This window comes from Pantoea sp. BL1 (assembly GCF_000963985.1).
GTDB classification, from domain to species: domain Bacteria; phylum Pseudomonadota; class Gammaproteobacteria; order Enterobacterales; family Enterobacteriaceae; genus Pantoea; species Pantoea rwandensis_B.
Genome location: NZ_JZRH01000003.1, coordinates 96,951 through 115,832, shown reverse-complemented (window position 1 = coordinate 115,832; position 18,882 = coordinate 96,951). Strand labels below are relative to the sequence as shown.

The following is an 18,882-nucleotide window of genomic DNA, read 5'->3' as shown; positions in this document are numbered from 1 at the left end:
GTTGATGCTAATTATAGTTTTATTGTGCGTTTTTTTTATTAATTTTAGCTTGTTGATGAGAGTTGACATTGAAACTATATATTGCTGCGATTATTAAGGATGAAGTTAATTCACTTTTAGAGTGGATTTCCTATCATAAAGTAATTGGGGTGGATGGCTTTATCATTGCTGATAACGATAGCAAGGATGGGAGTCGTGAGATTTTAAGCTCTTTGTCTAAAACTGAAAATATAATTGTAGTCGATTTCCCCACTGTCGCTGGGCAGAAGCCACAATTGCCAGCGTACTCAAAAATATTAAGTTTTTGTTCCCCGGATGTTGATTTGCTTGCGTTTATTGATGCTGATGAATTTCTAGTGCCGTTATGTGCTGGAATATCTATTAAAGATTTTCTTGAAGCGCGTTTCTCAGATGAAAATGTTAGTGCTGTTGCTTTAAATTGGGCTAATTTCGGTTCTAACTCTCATGTTTTTTCAGAAGATAAATTAGTGATCGAGCGTTTTACCCGAAGAGCCCCAAAAAGGTTTAACGTACATCGTAATTTTAAAAGCATTATTCGTCCAACCCAAGTTTCATACTTCCACAATCCTCACTTCGCAGAACTCAGATCTGGACGCTATGTTGATGCCTTGGGACGTGATCTTGTTTTGCATCCTAAACATGGCAACGGCGTGAGTGCTGAAGTTTTATGGGAAGGAGCCCGTGTCAATCATTACGCTGTAAAATCCGTTGAAGAATTCTTACTTGGTAAGCATATCAGAGGAAGTGCAGCTACCTTCAATCGAGTCAAACACAAAGACTATTTTATAGCTCATGATCGTAATGACGAGGAATGTAATTCAGCTGCAGAGAACGTACTACTCGTTAAGGCTGAAATGGAAAGACTGTCTTCTTTGATAAATTTAAATTATTCAGTTGCCCCCACCCACTCGAGCTTACGTACACGTATTTATCATTGGCTGCAGGCTCTGAGGCGCTAGACCCTCATTGTTTTTTGCTTCTTTTTCTTAACTTGAACTTGAGGCGGGCTTTCCCACTTCATGGCTGTAAACCCTCTATGCATAGCGATCACCAATGGCACCCTCTGGCGCTGCCAGACACAACTTTATTACGCGCTGGCTGGTTCCTGCTTCGGGGAATCCTGCGTACCAACCAGTCACGCGGTGAAACCCGGTTACGTTGGCAGTGCAATCAAGAGATTTGGCATGAACAAATTCTGCCGATTACGCGTCGTGGCACTTTGCTGGAGCTAGTCTGGCTGCCTGCGGGTGCCTGTGAAGTGGGTCTATTAGCCAGCAGTGAAGGGGCAGAATGTCAGCTGAATATTACCTGCTTTGCGCCGGTGTCTGCGGGCACCAGCCTTTGGCGCCGTTTACGCCGGGTGTGGCATTTCTATCAGCGCCTGGACGCGCAAAAGCGCAAGCGCCTGGGGTTGTCTTGGCATCTGTGGTTTACCGACTTACAGCAGGCTTACCAGCTGGTCGGCAAGATCCGTGACGACAGGCCGCTGCACGCCTACGAACACTGGCTGGCTAATTTCGATACCGTGCAACCTGGTGAGCGCCGCCTGATTGACCGTCTGCTGGCCCGCTGGGGCAATCTGCCCCATGTATGTCTGCATCTGGTGAAGGGGGGCGATGAGGCGTCACGGCAACGCACCCTCACCAGCATCGCGGCGCTATGTTACCCGACAACACATATCACTGTGCTGGAACAACCTCCAGCCGCGCACAGGCCAGTGGGAGAGTGGCAATGGGCGATTCCTGTGGGCGCTGAACTGGCTCCGGCTGCACTGGTGTGGCTGGCGCATCAGCTACGCCAAACACCCAATGCGCAATGGATTTACGGCGATCACGATTTGTTGGATGGTAAAGGTAAACGCCACTCGCCAGACTTCAAGCCTGACTGGAATGAAACTTTGCTGCAAAGCCAAAACTATATTGGCTGGTGTGGGTTATGGCGGGAGCAGGGAGATAAATCCATCCCTCAGGATGGAGCTGAAAGTTATCGTGGGTGGTTCCAGTTGGCTCGCCAGCTTGCGCCACAAGAGATTGCACACATTCCGGCCTTGTTGATGCACGTGCCGGACACATTGCCGATGCAAGATAGCTATGAATCACTGGCAGCTATGCTGCAAGATTTGCCCGTCGGCGTAACGCTGGAGTCAGCGCCACACGGGATTTGCCGCTGGCGCTGGCCGTTGCCAGCTGAACTGCCGCGGGTGTCGGTGATTATTCCCACTCGCAACGGGCTGGCACATCTCAGACCTTGTATTGGAAGCCTGGTGCAACACACCTGCTACCCAAATGTTGAAATAATGGTAATGGATAACCAGAGTGATGACCCTGAAACACTGGCCTATTTTGCTCATATCAGCAAAGAGTATGGTGTGCAGGTCATCTCCTGGGACCATCCGTTTAACTACTCGGCGATCAACAACGCCGGGGTGCGTGAGGCCACGGGTGAGTTTATCTGCCTGTTGAATGACGATACAGAAGTGATCAACCCACTGTGGCTGGATGAGATGGTTTCTCACCTGCTGCGACCGGGCGTAGGGATTGTAGGGGCTCGACTCTATTACGGTGATGGTCGGGTTCAGCATGCGGGGGATGCGGTTGGGCCGGGGGGCTGTGCCGATCATTTCCACAGTGGCCTGGCCGCCGACGAGCCCGGTTACCAGCGCAGGGCGGTGAGCGCGCAGGAATTGTCCGCTGTGACCGCGGCCTGTTTGCTTACCCCTCGGGAACTCTATTTGTCTCTCAACGGCTTAGATGAAGTGAACCTGCCAGTGGCCTTTAACGACGTGGATTACTGTCTGCGGGTGGGGGAGGCTGGGTGGCGCATCGTCTGGACGCCTTTTGCTGAGCTATACCACCATGAGTCGGTATCTCGAGGCAAAGATGTGACGCCGGAACAACTGGCACGCTCGCGGGGTGAACTGCGCTATATGAAAAAACGCTGGGCCAGGCGGCTCAAACACGATCCTGCATACAATCCTAACCTGAGCTACGATCGACCCGATTTCTCCCTAAGCCATACTCCTAATGTGGTACTGCCATGGACGAGTTAATCAGAAAGGCGCTGTTTAAACCCTATTTGAAGTTGAATAAGCAAAGCAGCGGGACAGAGTGCCGCACATTACTGATTTTGCATGAGGGCAATTCACCGACGCTGGCCTATTTTGAAGCCGCCATCAGAAGCCGTTTTTCCGGCGCACAATGTCAGCTAGTGGATACCTTAACCACACCCACTATCGAAGTGGATAAAGGCACCGCTATCGTAGTCATCCGCTTTATTTCTGCCCCGTGGCAGCGCGAAATCGCCCGCAATATGGATGACCTCTCACAGGTGGTCTATTTCATGGATGACGATTTGCTGGATCCATCGGCTTTGACGGCGTTACCTAAAGGTTATCGGACTAAAATTATTCGTCGTTCTGCAGCCCAGCACCGCTGGATCACCTCGCATTGCGACAGTATCTGGGTATCGACGTCGTATCTGGCGAGGAAATATGCGCACCTCAATCCCGATGTAGTGCCTGCTAAGCCCACGCCACAGTTGCTTGCTGTAAAGCAGCCCGTAAAAATCGCTTATCACGGTTCAAGCTCGCATCAGGCCGAGAAGTATTGGTTGCGCGAGGTAGTGGCAGGCGTATTGGCGCAGTGTCCACAAGCCAGCTTCGAAATATTTGGTGAGCACGAGGTTTATAAACTCTATCGCGATTTACCACGCGTAACGGTATTGCATCCGATGAGTTGGCAAAACTATCTGGATTATACGCAGCACCACCGAATCGATATTGGTCTGGCACCTTTACTGGAGTCGGCATTCAATAGGGCGCGCGGTCCAGTCAAATTTTATGATTTCATTCGTATGGGAGCTGTAGGGGTTTATAGCAATTGCGCGCCCTATAGTGATTTTATTGAACAGAATATTAATGGTGTATTGCTGAGTAACGATCCACAAAAATGGATTGAGGCAATATCGCTGTTGGTCAATTCCGATCAAAAACGCCTAACGCTGGCGAATAATGCGAAAGAATATACGGACTCGTTATTGTATTAACACCCAACGCGTCGGCAAATAAAACACTCTAATTTAAAGCCGGCCATGTATTCACATGCGCCTGCCGCTAACACACGGTCAAAACGCAGAGCAAAGACCGTTTTCTGGTGACCATTTCATCCACATAGAAAGTAAAAATTGCTTATGAAAATCCTTGTAACTGGGGGAGCCGGTTTTATCGGTTCTGCTGTTGTTCGCCACATCATCCGTGAAACTCAGGATGCAGTGATCAATCTTGATCAACTCACCTATGCAGGCAATCTGGAATCGCTGGCCGATGTCGCGGCAAGTGACCGTTATACCTTTGAACAGGTCGATATTTGTCAGCGTGTGGAGCTGGATCGGGTCTTTGCCACTCATCAACCCGATGCGGTGATGCATCTGGCTGCTGAGAGTCATGTGGATCGCTCCATTACGGGGCCAGCCGCTTTTATCGAAACCAATATCGTCGGCACCTATACGCTGCTCGAAGCGGCTCGCGCTTACTGGAGCGAGCTGGATGAAGACCGCAAGCTGGCGTTCCGTTTCCACCACATCTCAACTGATGAAGTGTACGGCGATCTGCCACATCCGAATGAAGTGAGCGCAGGTACTGAGTTGCCTCTCTTTAACGAAACCACAGCATACGCGCCAAGCAGCCCTTACTCTGCGTCTAAGGCCTCTAGCGATCATCTGGTGCGCGCATGGCATCGCACCTATGGCTTGCCGACAGTCGTCACCAACTGCTCCAACAACTACGGTCCGTATCACTTCCCGGAGAAGTTGATCCCGCTGGTGATCCTCAATGCGCTGGATGGCAAAGCACTGCCCATTTACGGTAAAGGCGATCAAATCCGCGACTGGCTGTATGTCGAAGATCATGCCCGCGCGCTTTATACCGTCGTCACCCAAGGTGTGGTAGGTGAAACCTACAACATCGGCGGCCACAACGAGAAACAGAACCTGGATGTGGTGCACACTATTTGCGATCTGCTCGACGAGATGGTGCCAAAAGCCAGTTCTTACCGCGAGCAGATCACCTACGTAGCCGACCGCCCAGGTCATGACCGTCGCTATGCCATTGATGCCTGCAAAATGAGCCATGAGCTGAACTGGCAGCCGCAGGAGACGTTCGAGTCCGGCATCCGTAAAACCTTGCAATGGTATCTGGATAACCAGCAGTGGGTGAATAACGTTCAAAGCGGCAGTTATCAGGACTGGATCGCGAAAAACTACCAGGAACGTCACTGATGCATATTCTTCTGTTTGGCAAAAATGGTCAGGTTGGCTGGGAGTTACAGCGTGCGCTGTTGCCGCTTGGTCGGATTACCGCGGTGGATTTTGATTCCACCGACTACTGCGGGGATTTCAGTAACCCGGCGGGTGTGGCCGAGACCGTTCGTCTGCTGAAGCCAGACGTGATTGTGAACGCTGCCGCCCATACGGCGGTGGACAAAGCCGAGAGCGAACGCGATTTTGCCGAGCTGCTCAACGCTACAAGCGTTGCCGCCATCGCGAAAGAAGCCGAGGTGCTGGGCGCCTGGCTGGTTCACTACTCCACCGACTACGTCTTCAACGGCAGCGGCGAAAAACCCTGGCTGGAAACAGACCAGACCGCACCGCTGAACGTTTACGGTGAAACCAAACTGGCGGGCGAACAGGCTGCTGCACTTTGCTCTCGTCATCTGGTGTTCCGTACCAGCTGGGTATATGCCGCTCGTGGTGCCAACTTTGCCAAAACTATGCTGCGTTTTGGTAATGAGCGCAGTGAGATGTCGGTCATCAACGATCAGTTTGGAGCACCGACCGGGGCAGAACTGCTGGCCGATTGCACAGCTCATGCGATCCGTATCGCACAGGAGAAACCAGAAGTTACCGGGCTTTATCACCTGATCGCCTCTGGCACCACCACCTGGTTTGATTATGCTCAGCGCGTATTCGCCACCGCACGTGCAGCCGGCATTGAGCTGGCAGTCACTCAGGTGAACCCCGTCCCGACCCGTGCATTCCCGACGCCGGCTAAACGTCCACATAACTCACGCCTTGATACCTGCAAGTTTCAGCGCACCTTCGGGTTGACGCTGCCGGACTGGACTGTCGGCGTGGATCGCATGTTGGCCGAAATCCTCGGCAAGTAAACAGATCAAGTGAGGCTATTGATGCCTTTTTAATCGACGTGGACTTTGTCTGGGGTGGCACAGTGGCCTCCCTTTTACAGTAATCAAGAAAGAAGCATTGAAGAGTTATGAGCAAGCTTAAAGGTATTATTCTGGCTGGTGGGTCTGGTACTCGCCTTTATCCGGTGACCATGGCGGTGAGTAAGCAGCTGCTGCCAATCTATGACAAACCGATGATCTACTACCCGTTGAGCACCCTGATGCTGGCCGGTATTCGCGATATTTTGATCATCAGCACCCCGCAAGATACGCCGCGCTTCGAGCAATTGCTAGGCGATGGCAGCCAATGGGGCCTGAATCTGCAATACAAAGTACAGCCAAGTCCAGACGGTTTGGCTCAAGCCTTCATCCTCGGCGAAGACTTTATCGGAAACGATGACTGCGCGCTGGTGCTGGGTGACAACATCTTCTACGGTCACGACCTGCAAAAAGAGCTGGAAGCGGCTGCGAGCAAATCGGCGGGAGGCACGGTCTTTGCCTATCATGTGCATGATCCTGAGCGCTATGGCGTAGTGGAGTTTGATGCAGAAGGTAAAGCGATCTCCCTGGAGGAGAAACCGCTGGCGCCAAAGAGCAACTATGCAGTCACCGGGCTCTATTTCTACGATAATCGCGTGGTAGAGATTGCCAAAAGCCTAAAACCCTCCCCGCGTGGCGAGCTGGAAATCACCGATCTCAACCGCATTTACCTTGAACAGGGTGAGATGTCAGTTGCCATGATGGGCCGTGGTTTTGCCTGGTTGGATACCGGCACCCATGAGAGCCTGATTGAGGCCAGCAACTTCATTCAGACGATCGAAACCCGTCAGGGGTTGAAAGTGGCCTGCCCTGAAGAGATTGCTTACCGTAAAAAATTCATCGATGCCGACCAGGTGCGCACATTAGCCGCGCCACTGGCTAAGAATGCCTACGGGCAGTATCTGCTGAAAATGATTAAGTAATTTTCTTTTTTTCTGGGGCATGCGTCCCTTTTGGAATCAGGTTTCAACCATGGATGTTATTCAAACTGCAATTCCCGATGTATTTATTCTTCAACCAACAGTGTTTGGCGATGATCGTGGTTTCTTCTTCGAAAGTTTCAGTCATCAGCAATTCGAAACTGCCATTGGCCGCAGCGTAAACTTTGTCCAGGACAACCACTCAAAATCCTCTAAGGGTGTATTACGTGGCCTGCATTACCAGCTCGCGCCGCATGCGCAGGGCAAACTGGTGCGTTGTATCGCAGGTGAAGTGTTCGACGTGGCGGTGGATATCCGTAAAAGTTCCCCGACCTTTGGTCAGTGGGTGGGAGTGCATTTGTCGGGTGAGAACAAGCGCCAGCTGTGGATCCCAGAAGGTTTTGCTCACGGTTTTATGACGCTAAGCGACACCGCAGAATTCCTGTATAAAACCACCCATTACTATGCGCCGGAAAGTGACCGTGGCATTCGCTGGAATGACGAGACCTTAGCCATCACGTGGCCGAAAATCGACAGCGAGATTCTCACCTCGACCAAAGACAGCATTGCTAAGTCCCTCCCAGACGCAGAGCACTTTATCTGAGTCACACTCCTCCGCGATGGCGTGGGGAGTTTCTACCGCGCAGAGTTCGAATGAAATTTTACACAGGTTCAGCCGGAATCCTTGCCAAAAAAGCACGGTTTGAGCCGCTGCTTGGCCACACATTACATGCCTTCAAAGCCAGTATGACGCTCGCTGAAGACGATGTGCTGGTTGGCTGGGGCCAAAAGACCAATACTCGCCAGATAAAGCAAAGGGCCGAGAAACTCGGGCTGCCGTACTGGCAACTGGAAGATGGCTTTATCGGCTATATTGGCCACCCCGCCAGGGGAGGCGTGCCAGTCTCCCTGATCGTTGATCCGGTAGGCGTTTACTATGATGCCCGCCAGCCTAGTTACCTTGAGCAATTAATCGCCACACCGTGCAATGCTGCTATGCTGGCGAGAGCTGAGAAGCTGACGAGCGAACTGCTTCGTCTGGGGATCACCAAATACAACTGCTACGGCGCAGCGCGCGATTTACCAGCAGCTCTAGCCATACGTCTGCAAAACGATCCTCGCTCTAAAGTGTTGCTGATTGATCAGGTGGCCGGTGATCTCTCCATCCCTGGCGCGCTGGCTAGCGAAGCAGATTTTATTGATATGGTCGCAGCAGCAAGGCGCAACCATCCTGATGCCCGGCTCCTGCTACGCACTCACCCGGATACCCGTCTGGGCAGAAAGAGTGGCGTACTGGCGCGTTTGCAGATGGAGGATGTGGAAGTGGTAGCCGATCACTGCCATCCCCATGCACTGCTCAATCAGGTAGACGCGGTCTACACCGTATCATCCCAGATGGGGTTCGAAGCCCTATTGCTGGGCAAGACAGTCTATTGCTTCGGCATGCCGTTTTACGCGGGATGGGGGCTGACCCATGACAGTCAACATCTTAAGCGGCGGCAGACGAAGGCCTGCCTGCCACAATTGGTGGCAGCGGCGTTGATTCAGTATCCGCGCTACCTCGATCCGGTGCTGGGCGAGCGCTGTGAAGTGGAGCAGGTGTTGCCCATTATCGCGCGTCAGCAGAATCCGCCCCCGCATTATCGACGCCTGTATCTGGTGGGTTTCTCGTTGTGGAAACGCGCATTTATGCGTGCTTTCTGTTCGCCGCTAGCTGAGGAGATCTGCTTTGTGCGTAAGCTACCAAAACAGGTGGCTTCTGATGAGCAGGTTTTGGTCTGGGGCAGTCGTCATCCTGAACTCGCCAACCCTATACGAGTGGAAGACGGCTTTATCCGCTCACGAGGTCTGGGGTCTAATCTGTGTCGCCCTTCATCGCTCTCTATTGATCCTGTGGGGATCTATTTCGACAGCCGTCGGCCAAGCCGGATCGAGCAACTGCTGAATCAACAGCAACTGACAGAAAAACAGCTGGCGCGCGGCGCGGCGCTAATTGATCTGCTTCAGCAGAATGGGGTCAGCAAATACAACGTCGGTAATGTGCAACCTTTCACGCCGCCTGTTGATGGTCGTCCGCTGCTGCTGGTGGTGGGTCAGGTCGATGGTGATGCATCGATCCTGACGGGTAGCCCGGTCATTCATAGCAATGAACAACTGCTATGGGCCGTACGTGCCGCCAGACCGGAAGCTCATATTTTGTTTAAACCCCATCCAGACGTGGTAGCAGGCAACCGTGAAGGGGCGATATCTGAGGCGTGTTTGACGTCTTGTGTCGATAGCCAGGTGCTGGATATCGGCCTGACCAGTCTCTACCCGCATGTAGACGAGCTGCATACCATGACTTCGCTGAGCGGTTTTGAAGCTTTAGTGCAGGGTGTGAAAGTCACCACCTGGGGCCAGCCGTTTTATAGCGGCTGGGGGCTGACGAACGATATCCATCCCGCTGAACGTCGCCAGCGTCATTTATCTTTGGCTGCGCTGGTTTATACCACGCTGGTCGCCTATCCACGATATATCGACTGGCAGAGTGGTTTGTGGATGAGCCCGGAGCAGTTAATCCACCAGTTAGCGCAGCAGGGCAACTCCCCGGCACAGAAATCCAGCCGCTGGCAACGCTGGCAAATGAAATTGAGCTACCTCGTGCAGACATTTCGTTAGCGAACGATTTATCCCCACCAATGAAAGAAAAACGGTCATCAAGCCACTCATATATGCGATCCCGCAACGGAACCGCTCTGGGAAAAATAATGGAAGAGCCAGCTATCCGCCATTTGCTTAATGGCCGACGATATCTTTTTTTACAGGGGCCAATGGGCCCTTGCTTTGCACGTCTGGCGATCTGGTTGCAGAACAGCCATCGTGAAGTGAAGCAGGTTTGCTTCAATGCCGGGGATTCATGGTATGCCGCGAAAGAAACCGCGCTGCATTACACCGGATCGGCGAAGAAATTTGCTTATTGGCTGCGTGAGTTGCACAAAAAGTACCCCTTCGACACCATTGTCTGTTTCGGTGACTGCCGCCCAATGCATGTCGAAGCTAAGAAATGGTCGAGTACCCAGTCGATCGATTTCCTTGCATTCGAAGAAGGATACTTTCGTCCGTTTTATATCACCCTTGAAAAAGGGGGCGTAAATGCATTTTCTTCAATGCCCATTGATGCGAAATATTATCGCGAGCAGCCGCTGCCCGAATTGAAAACGCCGACGCCGTGGAAGCCGAGTGCCTATAATCGCGCGGCCCATGCCATGTTTTATTATGCAGCGGGCTGGTTTGGCCGCCACCGTTATAAAGGCTACAGGCATCATAAGTCGTTCTCACCCTGGTATGAGATGCGCTGCTGGATACGTGCAGGTCGCCGCAAACTCGTCTACCGCTGGCAGCAACGCAACATGTTGAGCCATATCACCGGTGAACTGGACAATCAGTACTATCTGGCGATTTTACAAGTTTATAACGACAGTCAGATCATCCATCACAGCCCTTATAAAGACGTACGAGACTATATTGAAACGGTGATCCGATCATTTGCCCGTCATGCGCCAAAAGAGCGACACCTGGTGTTTAAACACCACCCAATGGATCGTGGCCATCGATTTTATGGCACCTTCATTAACGTGCTGACTGAAAAATATGGCATCAGCGGTCGGGTTATCTATGTGCACGATCTCTCTTTGCCCGCTTTACTGACCCACACCCGGGCGGTGATCACGGTGAACAGTACCGCCGGTCTGTCGGCATTAATCCACAATAAGCCGCTTAAAGTGATGGGTAAGGCGCTTTACAACATCGAAGGCTTGGCCTGGCAGGGGCCGCTCAACCAGTTTTGGCAGTCGGATTTTGTACCCGATAAAAAACTTTTCCAGCGCTTTCGCACTCATTTGCTTTATAACACGCAAATTAATGCCGTCTTTTACGGTAAGTCCGACTGGCTCGATATTCCTTCAGAGACCCTCCAGCCTACTGCTCTCACTAATCTCGAACGGAAGTGAGCTGGAAATTTGGGGAAATGTCTCGTGCGTACCTATGCTGCCAAAGTGATATCAGCGATTCATTTCAAATGTCATTAAAGCGTCGATTGCAGAGCATGAAAATCTCCGCAATAATTACGTTCAATAAATCCCTTCCTCGTCGGGCCTAACGACGCGGAGGGGATTTTTTTTACCTATATTTTAGTGGCTAACCGACTCACGGATCTTAAAGAGGACAAGTTATGTATAACACCCTGGGCAATCAGTACGATAACTCCCTGGTTTCTAACGCCTTCGGTTTCATGCGCTTCCCGGTGAACTTCCAGCCTTACGACAGCGATGCTGAGTGGGTGATCACCGGTGTACCTTTCGATGCCGCAACGTCGGGTCGTCCGGGCAGCCGTTTAGGGCCGGGTGCGATTCGCCAGATCTCCACTAACCTCGCATGGGAAGGTTGCCGCTGGCCGTGGGATTTCGACCTGCGTCAGCGCCTGAACGTGGTGGATTGCGGTGACCTCGTTTACGCATTCGGTGATTCACAGGATCTCTCTGACAAATTGCAGGCGCACGCTGAGAAATTGCTGGCAAACGGTAAGCGTATGCTGACCTTTGGGGGCGATCACTACGTCACGCTGCCGCTGCTGCGCGCGCACGCTAAGCACTTCGGTAAAATGGCACTGGTGCACTTTGATGCGCACACTGACACTTACTCTAACGGTCCAACCTTCGACCACGGCACCATGTTCTTCACCGCGCCGAAAGAAGGGCTGATCGATCCAAATCACTCAGTGCAGATTGGTATCCGTACCGAGTTTGATAAGAGCCTTGGCTTTAACGTGCTGGATGCAGCACAGGTTAACGATCGCAGCGTCGATGATATTCTGGCGGAAGTGAAACGCACCGTGGGCGATCTGCCGGTGTATCTGACCTTTGATATCGACTGTCTGGATCCGGCACACGCACCGGGCACCGGCACGCCAGTGATCGGCGGCCTGACCAGCGATAAAGCCACCAAGCTGATTCGTGGCTTGCAGGGCATGAATATCGTCGGGATGGATCTGGTGGAAGTGGCACCGGGTTACGACCACGCCGATCTGACATCACTGGCGGCGGCTACCTTGGCGCTGGATATGCTGCACGTGCAGGCAGCGAACAAAGGCTAATACTGGGAAGGGCAGGGCGAGAGCCTTGTCCTCAAATCAACTGTTGATAGTGATACAAAGATTAAAAACTGAGGGCGATCATTTGCTCTCGACTTCCCCGATTCCTAATAGTCGCCATTGATGTCCTGAGCGGCAGACCTTACCACCAGATACGCGCCAATCAGCACAATCGCGATAACGACGGCGAGAATAATCAGAATGGTCATCATAGTATGTGGTGCTCCGGTGACTCTCTCTGGTATCGCCTGCAAACAAACGGTCAGTGTAGACCATCTTCACCATGAAATGGCCCCGTCTGGTGAATACAGACCATTGTCACGCTTCTCGCATTGATGCCTCAACAACTTAAAGGTGACAATTCGTTATCGGCACCCTGTAGCTATACTTTTGGGCGTAGCGTTATTTATCGCTTCGTTAATCACGGTTACTCAATCTTTGGAGGTCACCATGGGCTTTCTGGATGAATTAGTGGGTTCGCTGCGGAACGGCAACGGGCAAGGCAATCAGTTGGGTCAGTTGCAGGCGATCTGGAATTGGGTGCAGGAGCAGGGCGGAATCGAAGTGCTGCTGCAGAAGTTTCAACAGGGCGGGCTCGGTGAGGTGCTGGGTTCGTGGATCGGCACCGGCGGTAATCAACAGGTCGGCGGCGGTGAGATTCAGAGTGCCTTTGGGCAGGAGGCGTTGCAGTCGCTGGCTGATAAGCTGGGCACCGATGTAAATGGTGCATCTGGCACGCTGGCCTCGTTGTTGCCGCAATTGATCGATAAGATGTCGCCGCAAGGCCAACTGGATGAGCAGAGTCTGCACAACAACCAGCTGGATTTGGGGTCGATGGTGGATGATCTGTTTAAGCGATAATTGCCGAAGTGGAAGAGAGGAGCGCATCGGCGCTCCTTTTTATTGTCGATTATTTGCCATCTGCCGCAATACGATCGCGGATGTGCTGTGCACGTGCTGCGGAGTCCGGGTGCGAATCAAACATCGAACTCGTTTGGCCTTGCTGCATTTTCGCCAGTTTCTCGAAACTGGTGGCTAAGCCGAGCGGATTAACACCGCGCTTTTTCAGCAGGTCATAAGAGTAGTCATCCGCCTGCGATTCCTGGGTCTGCGAGAACTGCGCATTGACCAGCTTTTCGCTCAAATCACCCAGCTGTGACTGCGAAAGCTGCCCAATCACACCGCCCACAGATGCCGCAGCCGTGCGCGCCGCCGTGGTGGCATAGGCGACCTGCATCGCTTTGCGCGTATGGCCGAGCGCCACGTGGCCCATCTCATGGCCCAGCACACCTTCTACTTCATTGTCGGTCATCATATCCATCAAACCGCTGTAAACGCGGATACAGCCGTTGGCCATCGCCCACGCATTCACATCTTTGGTCAGATAGACTTTGTAGTTGGCTGGCACGCCGTTGATATTATCGCCCAGCGCTGCGGCGATTTTGTTCAGACGCTGTTGATATTCACTGTTGGCAGGTGCGAGCTGGTTGTCTTTGTCCATCTGGGCACAGGACTGATCGCTGAGCTGCTTCACTTGTGAATCATTTAACGTATAAGCCTGATAGGCCTGCGCGCCGGATTGCAGTAGCGCGTTATTGTCCATCCCTTCACAGCCGCTCAGCAGCGAAGCGATTCCCACAGCAAGAATGGTGGCGCGGATTTTCATTGAGAGGTCCTTTGCGTAACAAGGTAGAGAAAACAAACACCTGAAATTGTGATCGGTGTTCAAACGCTTTGGTTATAGCGTGCATCCTGTTCACTGGCTAGCAGACAAGCCCCGAATTGCAACCGTTTACCCGCTATTTAGCACGTCGACGCATGTACTTTTGCCCCGATTTTCATGTACATTGATGTGCGACTTTTTTCTCGCTTCGCCTGATAACTGATTAATTACAATACGTTAAGCGCGGCGGAGCATTAATCCGACCTGGAGTAGAAGATGCCCTCTCGTAAAGAGCTTGCCAACGCCATTCGCGCGTTAAGTATGGATGCAGTACAGAAAGCCAAATCGGGACATCCTGGTGCCCCTATGGGCATGGCGGACATCGCCGAAGTGCTGTGGCGTGACTTCCTGAACCACAATCCGACTAACCCGCTGTGGGCAGACCGTGACCGCTTCGTGCTGTCTAACGGTCATGGCTCCATGCTGATTTACAGCCTGCTGCACCTCACCGGTTATGACCTGCCGATGAGCGAGCTGCAGAACTTCCGTCAGCTGCACTCTAAAACTCCAGGCCACCCAGAATACGGCTACACCGCTGGCGTTGAAACCACCACCGGTCCACTGGGCCAGGGTATCGCTAACGCAGTAGGCTTCGCCATCGCTGAGCGCACTTTAGCGGCGCAGTTCAACCGTCCAGGCCATGACATCGTAGACCACAACACTTACGTGTTCATGGGCGACGGCTGCATGATGGAAGGTATCTCACACGAAGTGTGCTCCATCGCCGGTACCCTGAAACTGGGTAAACTGGTTGCCTTCTATGATGACAACGGCATCTCTATCGACGGTCACGTTGATGGCTGGTTCACCGACGACACCGCAGCACGCTTCGAAGCTTACGGCTGGCACGTGGTGCGTGGCGTAGACGGCCACGATGCAGACGCGATCAAAAAAGCGGTTGAAGAAGCTAAAGCGGTTTCAGACAAACCTTCACTGCTGATGTGCAAAACCATCATCGGTTTCGGTTCACCAAACAAAGCCGGTACGCACGATTCGCACGGCGCACCGCTGGGCGACGACGAAATCGCACTCACCCGCAAACAGCTGGGCTGGAACCACGCGCCGTTTGAAATTCCTTCAGACATCTACGCGCAGTGGGATGCGAAAGAAGCCGGACAGGCGAAAGAATCCGCATGGGATAAGAAGTTTGCTGCTTATGCTGCTGCTCATCCTGAACTGGCTGCTGAGTTCACGCGTCGTACCAACAACGAGCTGCCAGCCAACTGGGAAACTGAGTCGCAGAAGTTCATCGAACAGCTGCAGGCTAACCCGGCGAAAATCGCCAGCCGTAAAGCGTCTCAGAATGCGATTGAAGCCTTCGGTAAGATCCTGCCGGAATACCTGGGCGGCTCCGCTGACCTGGCACCAAGCAACCTGACTATGTGGTCGGGTTCTAAGCCAATCAACGAAGATGCTGCGGGTAACTACATCCATTACGGCGTGCGCGAATTCGGTATGACCGCGATCGCGAACGGCCTGGCACTGCACGGTGGCTTCCTGCCGTACACTGCGACCTTCCTGATGTTTGTAGAATACGCACGTAACGCGGCGCGTATGGCTGCACTGATGAAGATTCGTCAGATCATGGTCTACACCCATGACTCCATCGGTCTGGGCGAAGATGGTCCAACGCACCAGCCGGTTGAGCAGATGGCTAGCCTGCGCGTGACACCAAACATGAGCCTGTGGCGTCCATGTGACCAGGTTGAGTCTGCGGTTGCCTGGAAATACGCTATCGAGCGCATTGACGGCCCATCAGCCCTGATCTTCTCTCGTCAGAATCTGGCGCAGCAGGATCGTACCGCTGAGCAGCTGGCTAACGTGGCGCGCGGTGGTTATGTGCTGAAAGACAGCGCAGGTACGCCAGAGCTGATCCTGATCGCTACCGGTTCAGAAGTGGAACTGGCGGTTGCCGCTTACGACCAGCTGACCAGCGAAGGCCGTAAAGTGCGCGTGGTGTCTATGCCTTCTACCGATGCCTTCGACAAGCAGGACGCGGCTTACCGTGAATCTGTACTGCCGAAAGCGGTTGCTGCGCGTGTGGCAATCGAAGCCGGCATCGCAGACTACTGGTTCAAATACACCGGTCTGAATGGCGCTATCGTCGGCATGACCACCTTCGGTGAGTCTGCTCCAGCAGAACTGCTGTTCAAAGAGTTCGGCTTCACCGTTGAGAACGTGGTGAACACCGCGAAATCTATTCTGTAATCAGCGCTCGCCATCAAGGGCGGCCCGACAGGTGATTATCGCTATTGAAGGTGCGCATTTATGCGCACCTTTTTCATTTCAACTCCCGCCTCAAACCTGAAACGGTTCAATTATTCCTGAAGTAATAATTTTTACATGCGAATTATGTGACGCAGATCCAATAATCAGCAGCGCAATTGATCGCAATCATTCCTGTTATTCCTTGCATGCTTTATTCTAGCTGAACCGTTTCAGTTGCAATTCAGTGGCATCATTTTGCAACGTTAAGCGGGCAATAATTTCCTGTACAAAACGCAGCGAAACGCTCAAGGTATTTGGCACGTTTTTTTGGGCTGTTGTTGCAGGAAGTGAGATGACCGTTCGCATAGCAATTAATGGTTTTGGTCGTATCGGACGCAATGTACTGCGTGCCTTGTACGAAACCGGCCGCCGCGCTGAGATCACCGTGGTGGCGATCAACGAGCTGGCTGAAGCCACTGGCATGGCGCATTTGCTGAAATATGACACCAGCCATGGCCGCTTTGCCTGGGATGTGCGCCAGGAGCGCGATCAACTGTTCGTAGGCGACGACACCATCCGCATTCTGCATCTGGCCGATATCGATGCACTGCCGTGGCAGGAACTGAATGTCGATATCGTACTGGATTGTACCGGGGTATACGGCAGCCGCGCCGATGGCGAAGCGCATCTGCAGGCGGGCGCGAAGAAGGTATTGTTCTCGCATCCGGGCGGTAATGATTTGGATGCCACCGTAGTGTTCGGCGTTAACGAACAAGCTCTTAAACAAACTGACCGCATTGTCTCCAACGCATCCTGTACCACCAACTGCATTATTCCGGTGATCAAGTTGCTGGATGACGCCTTCGGAATTGAGTCCGGCACCGTGACCACGATTCACTCGGCGATGCACGACCAACAGGTGATTGACGCCTATCACAGCGATCTGCGTCGTACCCGTGCCGCCAGCCAATCGATCATTCCGGTGGATACGCGTCTTGCTGCGGGCATTACCCGTATTTTTCCGAAATTTAACGACCGCTTCGAAGCCATCGCTGTCCGTGTTCCCACGATCAACGTGACAGCCATTGATTTGAGCGTTTCAGTACGCGAAGCCGTGAAGGCTTGTGAGGTCAATGCCTTGCTGCAAAACGCGTCAGAAGGGGCGTTTCGTGGTATAGTTGACTATACGGAATTACCGTTAGTCTCAGTAGATTTCAACCATGATCCGCACAGTGCCATAGTGGACGGCACACAGACGCGGGTCAGTGGTCACCACCTGATCAAAACCTTGGTTTGGTGTGACAACGAATGGGGCTTTGCTAACCGCATGATCGACACCACGTTAGCAATGGCCGCAAGCGGTTTCAGGTAAGACGCGGACTGCGTCTGGCAAAACTTATGAGAATCAACGAGAGGGTTCACCATGTCTGTAATTAAAATGACCGATCTGGATCTTGCTGGTAAGCGTGTTCTGATCCGTGCCGATCTCAACGTGCCAGTGAAAGAAGGGAAAGTGACGTCAGATGCACGTATCCGTGCTTCTCTGCCTACCATCGAAGCGGCGTTGAAACAGGGCGCGAAAGTGATGGTTACCTCTCACCTGGGTCGCCCGACCGAAGGTGAATACAACGAAGAATTCTCCCTCCTGCCTGTAGTTAACTACCTGAAAGACAAACTGAACGGCACCACCGTTACCCTGGCGAAAGACTACCTCGACGGCGTTGAAGTCGGCGCAGGTGAGCTGGTGGTTCTGGAAAACGTTCGCTTCAACAAAGGCGAGAAGAAAGACGAAGAGACCCTGTCGAAGAAATATGCCGCACTGTGCGACGTCTTCGTGATGGATGCTTTCGGTACTGCGCACCGCGCGCAGGCTTCTACCCACGGTGTGGGCAAGTTCGCACCGATCGCTTGTGCTGGCCCGCTGCTGTCTGCTGAGCTGGAAGCGCTGGGTAAAGTGATGAGCAACCCAGAGCGTCCGCTGGTCGCCGTTGTGGGGGGTTCTAAAGTCTCTACCAAATTCGACGTGCTGCAGTCTCTGGTGAAAATCGCGGATACCGTGATTGTCGGCGGCGGCATCGCTAACACCTTCGTGGCTATCGACAACAAAGTCGGTAAATCACTGTACGAACCAGACTTCGTTGAAGCGGCGAAAAAGCTGCGTGACGAGCACGGCATCCCAGTTCCAACCGACTCTCGCGTAGGAACGGAATTCTCTGAAACTGCCCCTTCAACCGTGAAAAAGGTTTCCGAAGTGGCGGATAACGAAGAGATTATGGACTTCGGTGACGAAACCGCACAGGCGATGGCGAAACTGCTGAAAGAAGCAAAAACCATTCTGTGGAACGGTCCAGTTGGCGTGTTCGAATTCCCGAACTTCCGCAAAGGCACCGAAATCGTGGCGAACGCGATTGCAGACAGCGACGCGTTCTCTGTTGCGGGCGGCGGCGATACCCTGGCAGCGATTGACCTGTTCGGTCTCGAAGACAAGATCTCCTACATCTCTACCGGCGGTGGCGCATTCCTCGAGTTCGTGGAAGGCAAAAAACTGCCAGCGGTAGCGATGCTGGAAGAGCGCGCTAAGCAGTAATTTTTGGGGGCGGCGCTTCGGCGCCGTCTGAAGGCTTGCCCATCCTGGGCAAAAAATCGACGTCCCCTCGTGGGATG

15 protein-coding genes are annotated in these 18,882 nt (G+C 52.8%); 14 read left to right on the top strand and 1 reads right to left on the bottom strand.

Annotated features, from left to right (window positions below):
- Positions 1-68: 68 nt before the first annotated feature.
- The 11 genes from VH86_RS02075 to VH86_RS02025 all read left to right on the top strand — a co-directional run bounded on the left by VH86_RS02075 (position 69) and on the right by VH86_RS02025 (position 13,148).
- The gene (locus VH86_RS02075) at positions 69-980 is read left to right on the top strand and encodes a glycosyltransferase family 2 protein (protein ID WP_045831724.1); all 912 of its coding nucleotides are present in this window, start codon (positions 69-71) and stop codon (positions 978-980) included.
- A gap of 77 nt (positions 981-1,057) precedes the next feature.
- Positions 1,058-3,070, top strand: coding sequence for a glycosyltransferase (locus VH86_RS02070; protein WP_045831723.1), 2,013 nt, complete (start codon positions 1,058-1,060; stop codon positions 3,068-3,070).
- Positions 3,058-4,065 carry a glycosyl transferase group 1 family protein gene (locus VH86_RS02065; RefSeq protein WP_045831722.1) on the top strand — a complete coding sequence of 336 codons (1,008 nt, stop codon included), beginning with the start codon at positions 3,058-3,060 and terminating at the stop codon, positions 4,063-4,065. Before VH86_RS02070 ends, VH86_RS02065 begins: the two co-directional genes overlap by 13 nt.
- A 144-nt stretch (positions 4,066-4,209) precedes the next feature.
- A complete protein-coding gene (rfbB, locus tag VH86_RS02060; protein ID WP_045831721.1) occupies positions 4,210-5,295 on the top strand; it encodes a dTDP-glucose 4,6-dehydratase in 1,086 nt (361 codons plus the stop codon).
- Entirely contained in the window at positions 5,295-6,182 is an 888-nt protein-coding gene (gene rfbD / locus VH86_RS02055) for a dTDP-4-dehydrorhamnose reductase (protein ID WP_045831720.1), read from the top strand. The genes rfbB and rfbD overlap by 1 nt, the downstream gene beginning before the upstream one ends.
- 107 nt (positions 6,183-6,289) lie before the next feature.
- On the top strand, positions 6,290-7,162 hold the full coding sequence (rfbA, locus tag VH86_RS02050) for a glucose-1-phosphate thymidylyltransferase RfbA (protein WP_045831719.1): 873 nt from the start codon (positions 6,290-6,292) through the stop codon (positions 7,160-7,162).
- Positions 7,163-7,211: 49 nt separating this feature from the next.
- Positions 7,212-7,763, top strand: a complete 552-nt coding sequence (gene rfbC / locus VH86_RS02045) for a dTDP-4-dehydrorhamnose 3,5-epimerase (RefSeq protein WP_038644959.1) — start codon at positions 7,212-7,214, stop codon at positions 7,761-7,763.
- A 50-nt stretch (positions 7,764-7,813) separates the two neighbouring features.
- Complete coding sequence (locus VH86_RS02040) at positions 7,814-9,817, top strand: capsular polysaccharide biosynthesis protein (RefSeq protein ID WP_045831718.1); 2,004 nt, start codon at positions 7,814-7,816, stop codon at positions 9,815-9,817.
- An 89-nt stretch (positions 9,818-9,906) separates the two neighbouring features.
- Positions 9,907-11,148: a capsule biosynthesis protein gene (locus tag VH86_RS02035; RefSeq protein WP_045831717.1), complete on the top strand. Its 1,242-nt coding sequence runs from the start codon at positions 9,907-9,909 to the stop codon at positions 11,146-11,148.
- A 221-nt stretch (positions 11,149-11,369) separates the two neighbouring features.
- Complete coding sequence (gene speB, locus VH86_RS02030; protein WP_034823229.1) at positions 11,370-12,290, top strand: agmatinase; 921 nt, start codon at positions 11,370-11,372, stop codon at positions 12,288-12,290.
- 447 nt (positions 12,291-12,737) lie between these two features.
- Positions 12,738-13,148: a YidB family protein gene (locus tag VH86_RS02025; protein WP_045831716.1), complete on the top strand. Its 411-nt coding sequence runs from the start codon at positions 12,738-12,740 to the stop codon at positions 13,146-13,148.
- 49 nt (positions 13,149-13,197) lie between these two features.
- Here the strand turns inward: VH86_RS02025 and VH86_RS02020 are convergent, their stop codons facing one another.
- On the bottom strand, positions 13,198-13,953 hold the full coding sequence (locus VH86_RS02020) for a M48 family metallopeptidase (protein WP_038644966.1): 756 nt from the start codon (positions 13,951-13,953) through the stop codon (positions 13,198-13,200).
- 273 nt (positions 13,954-14,226) lie between these two features.
- Here VH86_RS02020 and tkt point away from each other — a divergent pair, with 273 nt between their 5' ends.
- The 3 genes from tkt (at position 14,227) to pgk (ending at position 18,805) form a co-directional block, all read left to right on the top strand.
- Complete coding sequence (tkt, locus tag VH86_RS02015; protein ID WP_045831715.1) at positions 14,227-16,218, top strand: transketolase; 1,992 nt, start codon at positions 14,227-14,229, stop codon at positions 16,216-16,218.
- Positions 16,219-16,570: 352 nt separating this feature from the next.
- Positions 16,571-17,590 carry an erythrose-4-phosphate dehydrogenase gene (gene epd, locus VH86_RS02010; protein ID WP_034823224.1) on the top strand — a complete coding sequence of 340 codons (1,020 nt, stop codon included), beginning with the start codon at positions 16,571-16,573 and terminating at the stop codon, positions 17,588-17,590.
- A gap of 51 nt (positions 17,591-17,641) precedes the next feature.
- A complete protein-coding gene (gene pgk, locus VH86_RS02005) occupies positions 17,642-18,805 on the top strand; it encodes a phosphoglycerate kinase (protein WP_038644972.1) in 1,164 nt (387 codons plus the stop codon).
- Positions 18,806-18,882: the final 77 nt, after the last annotated feature.

Bases quoted from the DNA above. Each gene is read 5' to 3' on its own strand.
- rfbA (WP_045831719.1), top strand. From the start codon at position 6,290: ATGAGCAAGCTTAAAGGTATTATTCTGGCTGGTGGGTCTGGTACTCGC.
- epd (WP_034823224.1), top strand. From the start codon at position 16,571: ATGACCGTTCGCATAGCAATTAATGGTTTTGGTCGTATCGGACGCAAT.
- rfbD (WP_045831720.1), top strand. From the start codon at position 5,295: ATGCATATTCTTCTGTTTGGCAAAAATGGTCAGGTTGGCTGGGAGTTA.
- VH86_RS02020 (WP_038644966.1), bottom strand. From the start codon at position 13,953: ATGAAAATCCGCGCCACCATTCTTGCTGTGGGAATCGCTTCGCTGCTG.
- pgk (WP_038644972.1), top strand. From the start codon at position 17,642: ATGTCTGTAATTAAAATGACCGATCTGGATCTTGCTGGTAAGCGTGTT.
- VH86_RS02070 (WP_045831723.1), top strand. From the start codon at position 1,058: ATGCATAGCGATCACCAATGGCACCCTCTGGCGCTGCCAGACACAACT.
- rfbB (WP_045831721.1), top strand. From the start codon at position 4,210: ATGAAAATCCTTGTAACTGGGGGAGCCGGTTTTATCGGTTCTGCTGTT.
- VH86_RS02065 (WP_045831722.1), top strand. From the start codon at position 3,058: ATGGACGAGTTAATCAGAAAGGCGCTGTTTAAACCCTATTTGAAGTTG.
- VH86_RS02025 (WP_045831716.1), top strand. From the start codon at position 12,738: ATGGGCTTTCTGGATGAATTAGTGGGTTCGCTGCGGAACGGCAACGGG.
- rfbC (WP_038644959.1), top strand. From the start codon at position 7,212: ATGGATGTTATTCAAACTGCAATTCCCGATGTATTTATTCTTCAACCA.
- VH86_RS02040 (WP_045831718.1), top strand. From the start codon at position 7,814: ATGAAATTTTACACAGGTTCAGCCGGAATCCTTGCCAAAAAAGCACGG.
- speB (WP_034823229.1), top strand. From the start codon at position 11,370: ATGTATAACACCCTGGGCAATCAGTACGATAACTCCCTGGTTTCTAAC.
- tkt (WP_045831715.1), top strand. From the start codon at position 14,227: ATGCCCTCTCGTAAAGAGCTTGCCAACGCCATTCGCGCGTTAAGTATG.
- VH86_RS02035 (WP_045831717.1), top strand. From the start codon at position 9,907: ATGGAAGAGCCAGCTATCCGCCATTTGCTTAATGGCCGACGATATCTT.